Annotated in this window: 20 protein-coding genes; all 20 read right to left on the bottom strand. The window is 53.7% G+C overall.

The genetic code is table 11. The annotated features are described in order from the left end of the window. Positions 1-2: 2 nt before the first annotated feature. Positions 3-287: an AtpZ/AtpI family protein gene (locus OR1_RS02910; protein WP_041969836.1), complete on the bottom strand. Its 285-nt coding sequence runs from the start codon at positions 285-287 to the stop codon at positions 3-5. Then, positions 280-684, bottom strand: coding sequence for a F0F1 ATP synthase subunit epsilon (locus OR1_RS02905; RefSeq protein WP_041969835.1), 405 nt, complete (start codon positions 682-684; stop codon positions 280-282). Before OR1_RS02905 ends, OR1_RS02910 begins: the two co-directional genes overlap by 8 nt. Further along, entirely contained in the window at positions 681-2,072 is a 1,392-nt protein-coding gene (gene atpD / locus OR1_RS02900; protein ID WP_041969834.1) for a F0F1 ATP synthase subunit beta, read from the bottom strand. Before atpD ends, OR1_RS02905 begins: the two co-directional genes overlap by 4 nt. A 20-nt stretch (positions 2,073-2,092) precedes the next feature. Next, positions 2,093-2,371 (bottom strand): ferredoxin family protein, encoded by a 279-nt coding sequence (locus tag OR1_RS02895; protein WP_041969833.1) that lies wholly within the window; start codon positions 2,369-2,371, stop codon positions 2,093-2,095. 57 nt (positions 2,372-2,428) lie between these two features. After that, entirely contained in the window at positions 2,429-3,364 is a 936-nt protein-coding gene (locus OR1_RS02890; protein WP_041969832.1) for a SufD family Fe-S cluster assembly protein, read from the bottom strand. After that, complete coding sequence (locus OR1_RS02885; protein WP_202812028.1) at positions 3,351-4,076, bottom strand: ATP-binding cassette domain-containing protein; 726 nt, start codon at positions 4,074-4,076, stop codon at positions 3,351-3,353. The genes OR1_RS02890 and OR1_RS02885 overlap by 14 nt, the downstream gene beginning before the upstream one ends. 13 nt (positions 4,077-4,089) lie before the next feature. Further along, positions 4,090-4,416 carry a nitrophenyl compound nitroreductase subunit ArsF family protein gene (locus OR1_RS23175; protein WP_370543324.1) on the bottom strand — a complete coding sequence of 109 codons (327 nt, stop codon included), beginning with the start codon at positions 4,414-4,416 and terminating at the stop codon, positions 4,090-4,092. Positions 4,417-4,559: 143 nt separating this feature from the next. Further along, positions 4,560-4,919, bottom strand: coding sequence for a hypothetical protein (locus OR1_RS02875; protein ID WP_041969829.1), 360 nt, complete (start codon positions 4,917-4,919; stop codon positions 4,560-4,562). Between the two features lie 154 nt (positions 4,920-5,073). After that, positions 5,074-5,811, bottom strand: coding sequence for a sulfite exporter TauE/SafE family protein (locus OR1_RS02870; protein WP_041969827.1), 738 nt, complete (start codon positions 5,809-5,811; stop codon positions 5,074-5,076). Next, complete coding sequence (locus OR1_RS02865) at positions 5,808-6,245, bottom strand: MOSC domain-containing protein (RefSeq protein ID WP_041970037.1); 438 nt, start codon at positions 6,243-6,245, stop codon at positions 5,808-5,810. Before OR1_RS02865 ends, OR1_RS02870 begins: the two co-directional genes overlap by 4 nt. Positions 6,246-6,247: 2 nt before the next feature. Further along, positions 6,248-7,228, bottom strand: a complete 981-nt coding sequence (gene moaA / locus OR1_RS02860; protein WP_041969825.1) for a GTP 3',8-cyclase MoaA — start codon at positions 7,226-7,228, stop codon at positions 6,248-6,250. Further along, a complete protein-coding gene (gene glp, locus OR1_RS02855) occupies positions 7,215-8,438 on the bottom strand; it encodes a gephyrin-like molybdotransferase Glp (RefSeq protein ID WP_041969824.1) in 1,224 nt (407 codons plus the stop codon). Before glp ends, moaA begins: the two co-directional genes overlap by 14 nt. A 23-nt stretch (positions 8,439-8,461) precedes the next feature. Then, entirely contained in the window at positions 8,462-8,812 is a 351-nt protein-coding gene (locus OR1_RS02850; protein ID WP_041969823.1) for a winged helix-turn-helix domain-containing protein, read from the bottom strand. After that, positions 8,809-9,312, bottom strand: coding sequence for a molybdopterin-guanine dinucleotide biosynthesis protein B (gene mobB / locus OR1_RS02845; RefSeq protein ID WP_041969821.1), 504 nt, complete (start codon positions 9,310-9,312; stop codon positions 8,809-8,811). Before mobB ends, OR1_RS02850 begins: the two co-directional genes overlap by 4 nt. Continuing rightward, on the bottom strand, positions 9,309-9,905 hold the full coding sequence (locus OR1_RS02840) for a molybdenum cofactor guanylyltransferase (protein ID WP_041969820.1): 597 nt from the start codon (positions 9,903-9,905) through the stop codon (positions 9,309-9,311). The genes mobB and OR1_RS02840 overlap by 4 nt, the downstream gene beginning before the upstream one ends. 29 nt (positions 9,906-9,934) lie before the next feature. Further along, positions 9,935-10,108: a twin-arginine translocase TatA/TatE family subunit gene (locus OR1_RS02835; RefSeq protein WP_041969819.1), complete on the bottom strand. Its 174-nt coding sequence runs from the start codon at positions 10,106-10,108 to the stop codon at positions 9,935-9,937. Positions 10,109-10,232: 124 nt separating this feature from the next. Continuing rightward, entirely contained in the window at positions 10,233-11,462 is a 1,230-nt protein-coding gene (locus OR1_RS02830; protein WP_237754206.1) for a heterodisulfide reductase-related iron-sulfur binding cluster, read from the bottom strand. Positions 11,463-11,723: 261 nt separating this feature from the next. Continuing rightward, on the bottom strand, positions 11,724-13,463 hold the full coding sequence (locus OR1_RS02825) for an aldehyde ferredoxin oxidoreductase family protein (protein WP_041969816.1): 1,740 nt from the start codon (positions 13,461-13,463) through the stop codon (positions 11,724-11,726). A gap of 75 nt (positions 13,464-13,538) precedes the next feature. Next, complete coding sequence (locus tag OR1_RS02820) at positions 13,539-13,817, bottom strand: carboxymuconolactone decarboxylase family protein (protein ID WP_041969814.1); 279 nt, start codon at positions 13,815-13,817, stop codon at positions 13,539-13,541. A 118-nt stretch (positions 13,818-13,935) separates the two neighbouring features. Next, positions 13,936-14,376 (bottom strand): ATP-binding protein, encoded by a 441-nt coding sequence (locus OR1_RS02815; RefSeq protein ID WP_041969813.1) that lies wholly within the window; start codon positions 14,374-14,376, stop codon positions 13,936-13,938. Positions 14,377-14,394 lie beyond the last annotated feature (18 nt).

Below are 14,394 nucleotides of genomic sequence, written 5' to 3'. Positions count from 1 at the left end.
AACTACTCCTTTACCAGCAGGTACACGTTGACCACGCCGATGACGAGCCCCAGGAAGAGACACGACAGCGTCCAGCGGACGGAGTAGCCGGCAACCATGCCGTCTATCCAGCGGCCCAGATAGGCACCGCCGACCACCGGCAGCACCAGGAGCAGTCCCAGTGTACCCATATAGAGCGACTGACCCAGTACAGTCGGCTTTTCCTTCTGGGCCCGGATAAGGCGCTTAACCCGCTGCTCAACCTGTTGTGTCAGGTTGTCATCGTCACGTTTGTTGTCATTACTCATGGCTACCCCGCTCGATCTCCCTCAGTCGCCGGAGCATCTCCTCCTCCAGGCGGTGCAGACTTTCACGAATGCCTCCCAAAGCCTCCTGGTCGGCTCTCTGGAGTTCTGACAGCATCGTTCCGATACGGCCTAATTCAGTGTCATGCAGATAACGCCGGGTGCAGAGCGTGAAATGGTCGCCGCCACCAGCGAGAATGCCGCCGGGAAGCGCCAGGTAATGCCAGTCGTCGTCAACAGTCCGAAACCTGGCCAGGCCAACGCTCAGCGCCGTCATCATCCGGGCATGACCGGGCAGGATGCCAAAACTGCCCGAAGCGTCCTCGCCGACAAAACTGGTGACATTGTCGAACCGTGCGGAACCGGTCGAATGCCGCAATTGGAGGGTCATTGTTTTCATGGCCGTGGCCTCCCCATGGCGCCGCGCATGTAGCATTCTTCTTCAGTCGTGGCGTCGTATGCACCGGACAGGAATCGCTCGCAATCGGACAGGGTTTCCTCCAACGGGACGGCGACACCTTTCATGCCTGCATGCTCGGCGGTCACATGGAACGGCTGGGTGAGATAGCGCTGGAGTTTGCGAGCCCGCAACACAACCAGGCGGTCATGTTCGGATAGTTCCTGAATGCCGAGCATGGCGATCACATCCTCCAGTTCCCGGTACCGCGCCAGGTGCTCTCGCACCCCTTCTGCTACCGAGTAGTGACGGTCTCCCAGAATGTAACGGTCCATGAGACTGGTAGTTGATTGGAGCGGGTCAACAGCGGGATAGATCCCTTTCGCAGCCTGGGAGCGGGACAGGATAACCATGGAGTCGAGATGTCCGAGGATGGCATTGACAGCCGGATCGGTCATGTCGTCAGCCGGCACATAAACAGCCTGTACCGAGGTGAGAGCGCCGGCGCGGGTTGATATGATCCGGTCTTCCAGTTCAGCCACCTCGCTCATGAGGGTCGGCTGGTACCCCACGGTGGCAGGGATTCGTCCGAGCAGCCCGGAGATTTCACTCCCGGCCTGGGCGAACCGGAACACATTGTCCATGAGAAACAGCACTTCCTTGCCGAGGGTGTCCCGAAGGTATTCAGCGTAGGTAAGTGCTGAGAGACCGACCCGAAAACGTATGCCGGGAGACTCGTCCATCTGCCCCAGAACGATCAGGCTGTTCGGCATGACTCCGGCGTCGCGCATCTCGTGCCACAGTTCATGTCCCTCCCTGATCCGTTCACCCACGCCGGCAAATACCGACACCCCCTGGTGAAGCGCTACGATGGCGTGCATGAATTCCATGATCAGCACGGTCTTGCCAACACCGGCGCCACCGAAGAGACCGGTTTTCCCGCCACGAACAAAGGGGCTGAGGAGATCGATTACCTTGATGCCGGTTTCCAGAATTCCGGTGGATGATGTGGTTTCGTGAAAGGGCGCCGGGTGGGCGTGAATGGGGCGGTGTTCTACATCGGGAAGGGGCGGGCCTCCGTCAAGCGGTGCACCGAAGGCATCAAGAAGCCGGCCCAGGCAGGCTTGTGATACCGGAACTGAGAGGGGGGCGCCGCTGTCATATACGCGCATACCGCGTTGCAATCCGGCAGGGTTTTCGAGGGTGATGGCCCGGATCTGTTCGCGGTCAAGATGCTGGTAGACCTCGAAGGTATAGGCCGGGTCTCTGCCACGGGTAACAAGGGCTTGGCGCAGAGGTGGCAATGGGTTGCAGCGAATGAGGACGACAGGGCCGTGTACCTCAACGATACTGCCAATTTCTCCCCCTGTTATGTCAGCATCAACTTCCACGGCTGTTACCCCACATGTCGTTACCTTGGGACACCTGACAACTTTTCCTTGATGAATGAAGCGAACTCCTTCTCGTCAGGGAAGGATATGGCCTCTGTCGGACAGAGCCTAGAGCAGGTGCGGCACTCGACCACGCAGTTGTAAGGATGCTTTACGACAGTCTTTACAGTAGCCTCAACATACTCCAGAACGTCATTCTTGCAGAACTCAATACAGGCTTTGCAGCCGATGCATTTTTCAGCGTCTATAGACGGAAACCATGGAATCTCTTCTCTCGGAATGCCGCGCCATTCTTTCATAATTCATCCTCCTGTATCTTCGGGAACGAGGACGGCAAGTAATAACCCGCTTCGGACTTACCGTAAAATTCCCTTCACGATCACGTCCACAGCCTCATCCGGAGTCAGTCCGTGCGCCATAAGAGTTTCCATCTGGCGTAGATCAACAGTCCCGATGGCTGCCTCGTGAGTCACCTTGGCCAAGGGGTTCGTGACATTTACCACGGGTACCGCACTGGCAACGGCACGGTCCCGTACCAGTTCCATACAGTCAACATGTCCTCTGGCACCTGCCGCATTCCCTTCGGTGATATTGGTAACTACAGCAGTCGCTTCATCTGTCAGGGCAATACGAGTCTTGATAATACTGCGGGCGTTGTCTCCATCAAGAGAGACCGACTCCCTGATAGTGATTTGGTCACTACTTGAACCGAGAACCCGGGCGGTCAACTCAGTAATACTATCTTCGGCGGCATGGACAGAGACATTGAAGTCCAACATTCCAACTCTCCCCGTGGTGAGTGTGAAGTCGCCCCGATATCGACCATTGCTACCGATGGTTACGGAGGAGCGGGGAATAACGGTAGTGCCACCGAATGGACCATGGAAGTGGATCTCTCGATAATCGAGTTCTGCGCCCTCGCCGATTTCCACAGTGGCCTCCATTTCGTGCCGGACTTCCTCGGCACGCGGAAATAGACAGTGGGCCATGAGCATGGCAGAAGCATTACGTTCAAGTCTGAGATCCATTCGGATTGTCTGAAGTCCCTGCGGATGGACGACCCCGAAACAGAGATGGACAGGGCGCTCAATCCGCACTCCTTCACGTACCAGGACAGTCGCGGCGATTCCTGTAGCGGTCTCCTGAGTCACGAGCTCCAGCCCCGGGACCGTTTTGGCACTCAGGACGGTGTTGCCCTCCACCACCAGGTGAGCGGTGTCGGATGCTTCCAGGACGCTGCGATCCTCCCCTGTTTCCTGCAGTGCATTGAGCAGAGATTCAATCGCCGGCATAATCGCACTCCCAGCTATTACATACCGCACAACGGCGTTCCCGATAACGGTCTGCAACTGTTTCAGGTGGCCCCGTACAGATAATCCTTCCACCACAGAGAAGAGATGCCCTGTCCGCTATGCGTGCTATTTCGTCCCGATGCGTGATGAGAAGAACCGCTGCCCCTGAGGCCCTGAGTGACTCGATAACTTTAATTATCTCACTGGTAGAGAGCATGTCGATTCCCGAGTCAGGCTCATCAAGCAGTGCCAGTTGTGGGCTAATGGCGAGTATGGAGGCAAGTTCGATACGTTTGCGCTCGCCTCCAGATAGGGCCTTGTCCACCTGCCTGTCGAGATAAGTGCGGGGTTCCAGTCCCACCATGGTAAGGCAGGTGTCAGCAGTAACCTCGGAGGGTTTAAGTGACAGGTATTCGCGTACCGAAAGCCCCTCGAACCTGGCTGGTTCCTGCCAGGCCATGGTAATCCCTTGTGTGGCGCGCTCGTGGATTTCAAGATCATTGATGCGGTGTCCCGCAAAGAGTATCTCGCCCTCCGTGGCGCGACAACTGCCACACCCCATGATCAAACAAGCCAAGGTACTCTTTCCGGTGCCGTTAGTGCCAATGAGCGCATGGACCTCTCCTGTGTTGATAGAGAGGCAGAGGTCATCGATGATCTTACGACCACCAGCTAGGTACGTCAGATTATTCACTTCCAGCAGTTTTGCCACCTGTTACTCCATATCATCTTTTGCCGAGGAATTTAAGGACGACATCCCTGACCGTTACACTCAATCGACCGGGGTCTGCGGCAAGATCCCAAGTGCCAGTGATTTTCTCCCACGTTATATTGCCGCTCTGATTTGTTCGGATAACGACAAGTTCATTTGGGCCAATGTTATAGTCCGATGCAAAATGGACGTTCTCCTGATGGTCGATGTTTATGGAGCGCCACGTTAATCTACCGGTTGCCAAGTCATCGGAGAATTCTGACTTGAGCGTTCCTTCTGCCACTGTTTCGATAAAAAGACACGTCTCACATCGCACCGTGCCGTGAAAGTAGTAGACCATTACCTGAGTATCGACTGGCCTGGGCACATCAGCCAAACAGGTGTCCACTGGGGATAGTACCAGTAGCACCAGTAGCGTCGAAATGAGGAATGGCAATACTCGGCTCGTAAGGGACAAAAATATTCTTTCGTTTGCAGGCATGGTCACGGATTATTCGCCACCATTCCTTTTATGGCAGCTACCGCCTCTTCAGTTGTCTTGTTCCTGATGTCGAGTGGGATATGCATCGCCTTGTCGAAGCCAATCGCATCGAAGGCGTCCCGGAACATCTTGCATTGCATCTGTGGATCGCAGGCCGCGACATAGAGTTTCTCCGTCTCTCCACCGGAGAGAAGTACTTTCAGGAACTCTTCGCCGTCGCTGACACAGAGCTGGGGATGGAGGCAGACGTAATCGAAGATCTTCTCACGGCGCACATCGGACAGCACACCAAAGATGTCCATTTTGGTGAAACTGGGACAGGTGCCCTGGCAGACACAGAGTATGAACCCTTTTTTTTTCATGGCAGGCCTCGCTTACTTATTTATTTAAACAAGATATCATGAATATATCACTATTTACTCATTGAGCATGTAAAAAAATTAGAGATCGTTACTCAAAGATCAGAGAATGGAACAGAAAGTAGGAAATCTTTTTTGGGGGGGTGTTTGTGGGGGATTATACAAAGAGCAACTTGAAACCGGCAATGGTAAGCACAACGGATAATGTTCTGATAACGCGAGCGTTGGGCATTCTGTAACTACCGAAGAATGAACCTACTATACCACCAGTAATTGCTGTAACCGCAAGTAGCGGTGCAAAACCTGGAATCGACTGAAGACTGCTGAGGTGACCGAGAAGTCCGGCTGTGGAGTTGACCAGGATGAACAGCGCTGCGACAGCTGATGTTTCTCGTGCTTTTCCCCACTTGAGCATTATGAAGAGAGGGCTGAGAAATATGCCGCCTCCCACGCCGGTCAGCCCAGACAATAGTCCAAGCACAGCCCCGACAGACAAGGCCACCGGCATCGAAGGATGTCTTACCTCTGAACCATCATCTTTAGAATGGAAAAAGAGTCGGCAGGCTGAAGCCAGTAGAATGAGTCCCACCAGTGGCTTATAAATGTGAGGTGGCAGGTTCAGATAGCCGCCAATGAAACTGCAAGGGATCGACGTTATCGCGAAAGGCCAGAACAGCCGCCAAGAGAAATGGCCAGCGCGAGTGAAGGAGAAGGTGGCCACAGTCGCAACCAGGATGTTCAAAATCAAGGCAGTGGGTTTGAAGGCCGACGGTGCCACGCTGAACAAGGCCAATGCAGCGATGTATCCCGACGCGCCGCCATGGCCAACACTTGAGTAGAGTATGGCCACTACCAAGACACAAATCAACAGGGGTATCAGAAGCGAAAGGGTCACTGCAGAACCTCTATTGCATCGTCCGGCTTAACTATACCTCCATGCAGCACCTTGACAAAGATCCCTTCCTTGGGCATGACGCAATCACCAGCCTGATGATAGATGGCGCAGCGGGTGTGGCATTCCTTGCCGATCTGGGTCACCTCCAGCAGGGCCTCACCAACGGTCAGCCGCGATCCGACCGGGAGCGCTGGCAAATCGATCCCCTGGGTGGTGATGTTCTCGGCAAAATCTCCGGCGTCGACTCTTAGCCCGAGAGCTTGCATTTTCCGGATACTCTCAATGGCGAGCAGACTTACTTGCCGGTGCCACTCACCTGCATGGGCATCGCCGATGATGCCGTGATTTTCACGCACCTCGACAAGTTCGACAGATGTCTTCCGTTCTCCCTTGTTCCTGCTTATGCACACTGCCACAACCTTCCCCTGTCGCATCATCATCCTCCAATTCCGGACATGGTAATCTGCCGTTGCCTGTCGCTGCCTTCGGCAAGTCTGTGTCGGTCGGGTTTCCCGGCCACGGTTCGGCAGAGGGCCTCGCGGAGCGTGGTGTCATCACCACCGGCAAGTATAGGCCGGAGGTCGATTGTTCCGCGGTCGAAGAGGCAGCTTTTTGCTATGCCACGAGAGGTTACCCGGATTCGGTTGCAGTCGCCGCAGAAATGGCAGGAAACAGGGGTGATTACCCCTACCAGCCCGGCTGCCCCGGCAATCCTTTGGTAGCGCGCAGGGCCGGCAAGATTTTCTGAAGCCTCGTCCGTCATCGTGAACCGGCGCGACAGCCTCGCCAGGATCTCCGCACCGGGCACTACGGTCGCTCCCCACCCCGGCTCCGCCAGAGTCGGCATATACTCGATAAAGCGCACCCGCCATGGACGATCCAGGGTGAGAGCTGCGAACTCCTCAATTTCATCGTCGTTGACTCCGCGCATTACAACCACGTTGATCTTGACGAACCGGAATCCGGCAGACTCGGCGGCTTCAATCCCGGCCAAAACTTGACGAAGATCACCACCACGGGTGATTGCCGCGAAGGTTTGCGGCCTCAGGGAATCGAGACTGATATTGAGACTTTCCACTCCTGTATTACGTAGCGAGGCCGCCATCTCGGGGAGCATCACGCCGTTGGTGGTGAGCACCAGCCGTCGAAGGCCGGGAATCGCCGCCAGTTGTCGCAGAAAGTCGATGATCCCTCGCCGAACCAGCGGTTCTCCCCCGGTCACCCGTATCTTTTCCACGCCGATTTCTACTGCGGCGCGGGCGATTCGGAGCAGCTCCTCGTAACTCAGGATGTCGTCATGGCCCACCTTGAGTGTTCCATCGGCAGGCATGCAGTACCGGCAGCGCAGGTTGCAACGGTCGGTCACTGAGAGCCGGAGGTAGTTTATGCGCCTTCCATGAGGGTCAAGCAACGACATCGCCGACACATCCCAACTCAAACCAGCGATCCAGCAGAAGGACTTCCACTTCATCTCCCGGTTTGTGCAGGGCTTCAGGAGCAAGTTTGATCAGGCCGTTTCCCTGAATCAACGATGAAAGTCGTCCGGAACTCTGATTGCCGGTGGTGGAAACCAGATAACGACCTTCATGCACGGTGACAATTCCCCGCACCAGGTGGGGGCGCTTCCCCTTGTTTGTCACCGGCTCCTGCAGAAGCGCCTTGACCTTCGACCGGAAGATACGGAGGTGCCCCATTGCTTTGAGAAGCGAAGGCCGCACGAACAGTTCAAAGGAGACCATGGCGGCAACCGGATTCCCGGGCAGGGCGAATACCGGCTTCCCATCCAGAATAGCGAATGCCAGGGGTTTCCCCGGCTTCATGTTCACTTTCCAGAAGGTGACACTGCCGCCCAGTTGTTCGATTGCCATCTTGACGAAATCCCTGTCCCCAACTGACACGCCGCCGGTGATGACTAGGATATCGGCATTCAGGCCGGACTTGATCTTTTCACAGGTGGCGTCCAAAGTATCCGGGGCGATTCCGAGCAGGACCGGGTCCCCCCCTGCGTCCAGTACTTGGGCGGCCAGACTGTAGCTGTTGCTGTTGATGATCTTGCCCGGTGCCGGTGTCGCTCCGGGCTCCAGGAGCTCGTCACCGGTGGCGAGGATGGCGACCCTGGCTCGACGATAAACGGCCAGGGACGTCGTTCCCATGGCCGAGAGCATACCGATTTCCTGTGGTCTGAGGAGCGTGCTGGCAGGTATGACAACATTTCCGTGCCGGATGTCCTCCCCCTGTTTGCGAATGTGCGAGCCGGCCTTGACTGACGAGGTGAGGCAAATCCATTCGCCATCCTCTTTCACATCCTCGATGGGTACGACGGTGTCGCAATCGGGTGGAACCGGGGCACCGGTCATGATCCTCACAGCTTCACCCGGAGGCACTGGGATGGTCCGCACTTCTCCCGCCGGTAGAAATCCGGTCATCCGTAGTCTATTGCTGGTGAGAGTTGCATGGGAGAAAGCGAACCCATCCATGGCAGAATTGTCTGCAGCCGGAATGTCCCAGGGTGCGATATGATCCTCTGGAGTTACTCTATTCAGCCCTTGAAGCACTGAAACCTTTTCCGTCTCCAGCGGGGGGATATATTCCAATATGGTCTGTTGCGCTTGCTCGATGCTGACCATCTATAAATACCTCCTTAATAGTCTCAGAAGTCGAGTTCCATAAATTTCCGATTCACTGTTTCGTTGAACCCTTGTCGTAGGATGTCGAACTTTTCCAGAAACATTTCCGCCTGTGGGGTTAGAGTGGATTCACCGCCGCCTGGTCCACCCTTCAGGCGGTTCACCAGAGGGAACCCCAGTCGCTTTTCCATAGCATCGATGTAGGTCCACGCCTTGCGGTAGGTGATCCCCATCGCCTTTGCTGCGGCGTTTATGGAGCCGTTCTTCTGCACCAGCCGCAACAGTTCTTCCCGTCCCTGACCGAACACCGGCTCGCCGTTAATTTCCAGCCAGATCTTGGAACGTACCTGAATTACCGATCCGGGGGCGCTCATTTCAGGAAGCTTTGTTCGATGAAGTCGGCAACCTGGGGTGGATCGTTGAGATCGAGCACCGGCACGTCCAGGTCCAGTTGTTCGTCACTGGCTACCGCCACTAATGTCGGGTCGAACTCTTCACCACGGCAGAGAAGGCTCGCACTCCGCTCTTTGCGGTGGAGTTCGATCTTCGGCATGGAGCTCTTCTTGAACCCCTCAGTAAGCACGATATCCACGTCGGTGAAATAGGTAGAGAGAATTTCCTCGATGGCTGGCGCTTCGGCGTGTTTCTTCACCATGGCCAGCTTCTCGGGAGATGAGATCAGCATGGTGTCGGCACCAGCGGCAGTCAACCGGTAACTGTCCTTGCCCGGATGATCGATGTCGAAGCGGTGGGCGTCGTGTTTGACGACCCCAACTCTGTATCCACGTTCTTTGAGACGGGCGATGACCTTTTCCAACAGGGTAGTTTTGCCGGTGCCCGATTTTGCCACGAAAGAAACCGCATTTACGGTCATAGCTTTCCTCCTATTTCTGCAAATTCATCCGGGGTGTTTATGTTCAGAAAAGCCCTTCCGGCCTTATCGATATGAGCCAGTTCTTCATCGGAGACGTATCTGACCTTGACCTGGGGATACCAGGCGTAGGCGCAGAACTCACCGGCTTCCAGAAGGGCTTTAATCGGTCCAAGACAGCTTTTCGAGTAAAGTGCGAAGAGGGGTTCGTAACCGTGCTCTATGCTTGGCACCACAGCGTCGACGCCATCCCTCAAGGAACAGAGATGACGGAGAATGTCGGCGTTAGGGAATGGGAGGTCGCAGGAAGAAACGAAGACGTACTCGGTTGCCGCATGAAAGAGGCCGGTGTAGAGACCTCCCAGGGAACTGCCGGGGTAGATGTCCGGCACGACCAGCAGATTGTAGGCAGCAAAGCGTTCTTCCCGGTCCCCAACCAGAACGATCCGGTCGAAGCTCTCGCGGAAAACCTCCAATACGCGTTCGAAGAGCGGTTTGCCCGCAACATCCAGGAACGCCTTGTCCCGCCCCATGCGACGGCTCTTCCCGCCAATCAGGATGACGCCGGTTATGTCATATTCCAGAGGTTTAGTCATTGCAGCGATTGGTACGGCTCCTATTAATCCTATTTCTCTTCATCCTTGGGATTTATGTGCTTGGGCTCTTCTTCTGCGGCCTTCTTGAAGCTTCTGATCGCGCCGCCAAGTGAAGCACCCAGTTGAGGGAGTTTGCCAGGACCAAAGATCACCAGCATGATGACAAGAATGATAACGAGTTCCGGCATGCCGAATCCGAACATGTGAAGCCTCCAATAGGCTGTTCTGTGAAGCTCTGAAATTGTAGAGCTGGTTATACCAAAAACGCATAACGCCAAACAACAAATTTCTCGCTTAACGGTCTTTATACGGCTGGTTGTAAGTTCATTACTCGCCTGAATCTGTCCTGCTCAGAGAGTTGCGCCTGTTCAAATAGCCACGGGCAAGGATTTCCATCGGGTGAAAGACTGGATAGGGCAACGCGTGATTGAACTGCAACCGGCAACTCATGCAGTCAGTAATTATCGACTGAGGAGCAAGTTCTCGGATTTTATCCATCAGGGAACTGCCTAACTCAAGTGATTTTTCGTGGAAGCCGGTCTTATAACCGAAATTACCCCCCATACCGCAACAGTACATCCCTTCCACTCGTTCAATGGTTATCCCTGGAATCAGCGTTAGAAGATCCGGGTACGGACTACCGATCTTCTGTTCTCTCTGGTGGCAGGGGGCAAAGTAGACCATTCGTTCAGGGATGTGAGCGAACCGGGTATCTAAGCGGCCATCGGAATGTAGCCGGGCCAGATACTCACCGGCATCAAAAAGATGCTCGGCCAGATCGATGCGGTTCATGGGGTCAAGTGAAGAAAAATAGCCGTCATCCGTCAGAATGTCCTTATACATGGATTTTTTGAGCACCTTGAATCTTGTACGGCCTTGCGGTGATTTCGGAACTTTAAGTTCATCCTCTCCGGCATTGACCGACCTCTGATATGCTTCTGAATAGTAGGCCCTTTCCTTAAGAAGAACCTTCATAAGATAGCCACAGGTAGGGCAGGAGCAGACCAGATCATCACCTGCCTGAAGCGATTCCAGCAGATTTCCCATGTTGGCTTGGACCCGCCGTAGCGTGGTATTACGGTCGCCCTCAACAAGGTGCGGCATACCGCAGCATTCTTGTGGCGGCACGTACACATTAACGCCGTTGTGCTCCAAAACCTCTACCGTTGCCTGTCCTATTTGTGGGAAGAGGTAGCCAGCGGAACAACCCGCAAAATAGGCTACGTTATGACTATTATCCCTTCTGGAGGTCAAACCTTTCTGCGCTGTCCATTGGAAAAAATTCTGCTCCGGGATTTTGATAAGTTGCCGCTTGGGATGGATATGAGCCACCTTTCGCAGCAGGAAACCAACAGCTTTATTCGACGTTAGTGCGTTAATCAGTTTCGGGAAGGTTTCGCATAAACGGGCGAGGCGTGGAACATCAGTAAGTATCCTGACCGCCAGAGACAGTCCTTCCCGGTCGATATAGCGACTCTTTGCTTCCATCAGATCGGCGGCAATTTTGGGACAAGGACAAAGGCCACAGAGAGTACAGAGTTCAACCAGGCTTCGCAACTCCGCCTCAGTAATGGGAATGCCACTTTCCTTTTCCCTGTCCCAGAGTCTATAGAACTCAGGGAAAAACAGGCATGTCTCTTCCATGAGGTAACGGCAGGTGTCGCAGTCACCGCACAACTCTACGACACTTCGGATTATCTCATGTGAGCTCTTGTGTTCACATGAATTCGGTACATCCAAGACATCACCTCTCCAATTACAGTTTCAAATTATACTCCAGGTGTTCGTAATCGATAGTAGGCTGCAAAGAAGGGGCGATTATGGTTGTCTCTTCAGCCAATTAAAGTCATGGAAGGCCCCTTGAGAGTCAAGACCTCGTATCCGATAATATTTTTGTAATTCCTCGTCAAACCTTGCTCGGTCGATCGGAGGTACTTTGATCCCTTCACCGCTTGAACCGGCCTCTTCGAAGAACCGCTCAGGCAAATTGTCGTCTGCTATTGTAAAACCGTTTGTGCCGTTGTAGAAACGTTCTGTCATGCATATCCGATTGCCGATCTCAATCAGCGACTGCGGAGAGTATTCTAACCCGGTGGTTGCGCTCAGCAGTCCGGCATACTCTTCGAGGGTCGCACCGAAAAAAGAGAACTTGCAGGCAACCAGTGAGTCTACTGCTGCATTTGCATCCTCTGCGATCTTGATGATTCTCGCTTTTCCGGAGAAGGAAAAACGGTCAGTGGGCACCGGCTTACGCAGGATCTCGTGAGAAATAGTGTAGGCACGCAGGTGGCACCCCCCACGATTGCTGGTGCAGTAGGCAAGCGCCATGCCATAGGCGCCGCGAGGGTCGTAGGCGGGAAGTTCAAGGGACTTTACGCTGATGGAGAGCTCCGGGCGTCCAAGCTCTACGGCCAAGCGCCTCGAACCAAGCGCCAGCAGCTCGCCTGCACCACGCCTGAATGCGGTGTCTTCCAGCAGACCCGGCAGCTCTTCGGCATCAGGGAAACGCCCCAATGCCTCACCCCATGCTGAGATGGTGGCGGCGGCGGAGATGGTGTCCATGCCGAGCTCGTTGCACAGGGTATTTGCTTTGACAATGGAGGCAAGATCAGCAATTCCGTTCAATCCGCCGAAATGAGAGACTGTTTCGTACTCCGGCAGATGCTCCCCATTCGGGGTGCTCTTCTTGCACTGGATCGGACAGCCGTAGCAGCCATCCTTCTTTGCCTCGTAATCCCGATTTATCTTCGGACCGGAGTAGTTGCCAGATTCTTCAAAAACTGTTTTGGTGAAGTTCTCAGTGGGGGCCATCCTCCTTTGCCTCATGATATCGACTAACGCCGGAGTGCCAAACCTGGCGATACCCAGTTCGCCGAATATGACCGGAGAAGCATTGAAAAGTCTCATGACGTCGCTTCGTGCACGATCGAAATGTGAAGGATCAGCAACAGTAACCTTTGCATCGCCGTTAACAGCAATTGCCTTCAGCCCCTTGGCCCCCATCAGGGCACCAAGGCCACCACGCCCAAGCGAGTTGCCTTCTCCCATCATGATGTTGGCGTAAAGGACACCATTCTCACCAGCAGGGCCTATTGCTGCGACGCTTCCACGATCAGCCAGCGACGCGACTGTTTCTTTGATCGACTTCCCCCAGAGGTATTTAGCCGGGTTGAGCTCAACACTCTCCCCTTGTACAGAAAGGACTACAGGAGTTGAACTGCGGCCGGTTATCCTTATTGCATCAAGTCCGGCTGCTTTCAATCGCCATGCAAAGCGTCCGCCTGCCGAGCAATCAAAGATAGTGCCGGTAAGTGGCGATCTGGATATTACAGAGAGCCTTGCAGAAGTGGGCGCTTGTGTGCCACATAGCGGACCAACGGCAAAGACCAATTGCATATTGCAATCGAACGGGGCAAGGGAATAATAATCCCGCATCAATCGTACACCAAGCCCACGTCCACCCAGATACAGGTGCAGGAAGTCGACGGGGATATTCTCACGCCATATTCGACCAGACGTCAGGTCTACATTGAGCATTTTTCCTGTCCAACCGGTCATATCGCCTTATGAAACTCCTTGCATTGGTACGAAGTCCGCATTAGCTTGGATTCAATGAAGCCTTACTCTTCTTATTCACGCGCTGTGCTCGTCGTGAACACCAAACGACTTCAATGCCTCACAAACTTTACTTTCCGAGGATTCTGACTTTGTTGCAAGGACATCGGCGGAAAACTTCCGCATGGCGCTCATGGCGCCTTTTTCCACCATATGACCCATTTCAATTGCTTCACGTATAGTATCATCTTCAATGCCCATTTCACGAGCTTTTCCAACGTGCCAGGTGAGGCAGGGTTGGCAGTGCGCTCCTACCGATGCGCCGATAGCAATAAGTTCCTTTGTTCGTTCATCCATGGTGTTACCTCCCTTTCTCGGTAGAATTCACCCTTACACAGGTCAAAAAAACAAAATAATGACTTTGGAGTATTTGTCAGCTTAATCATTGCTAATCGATAACACTGTGCACAATAAATCAACATGACAACATCTTCTTCATTTCCAGTATGTTCCCACCATTTGCTTTTTTGTAAACAACCGAATCCATCAACGACTTGATGATAAATATTCCACGTCCCGATTCATCAAGACTGCCTGAAATTAAGTCAGGAGTGGGAATTGTATCCAGATCAAAACCCTGTCCACTATCATAAACTTTGATTGAAAGTTCCTTGTCGGAAACCTTGATAATAATCTTTACAGACATTTCACGGTCATCGGCATTTGCATGTTTAATTGCATTCACTACAGCCTCTGTTGTAACTACATTTATGATATTGGCATCGGATTCATTTTTTTCCGATAACGGGCATATTCCCTTTATCAAATTTTCGCTTATTTGGCCTATAAGGCTCAAATAGCGGGTTTGATTTGGTACCTTAATCTGTATTTCTATACCGTTATCCTTTTTATCCACGATTCACCACCTCAACAG

Origin of the sequence: Geobacter sp. OR-1, from assembly GCF_000813145.1 — a bacterium.
Classification (GTDB): Bacteria; Desulfobacterota; Desulfuromonadia; order Geobacterales; family DSM-12255; genus Geoanaerobacter.
This window is presented reverse-complemented; position numbering and strand designations above follow the sequence as displayed.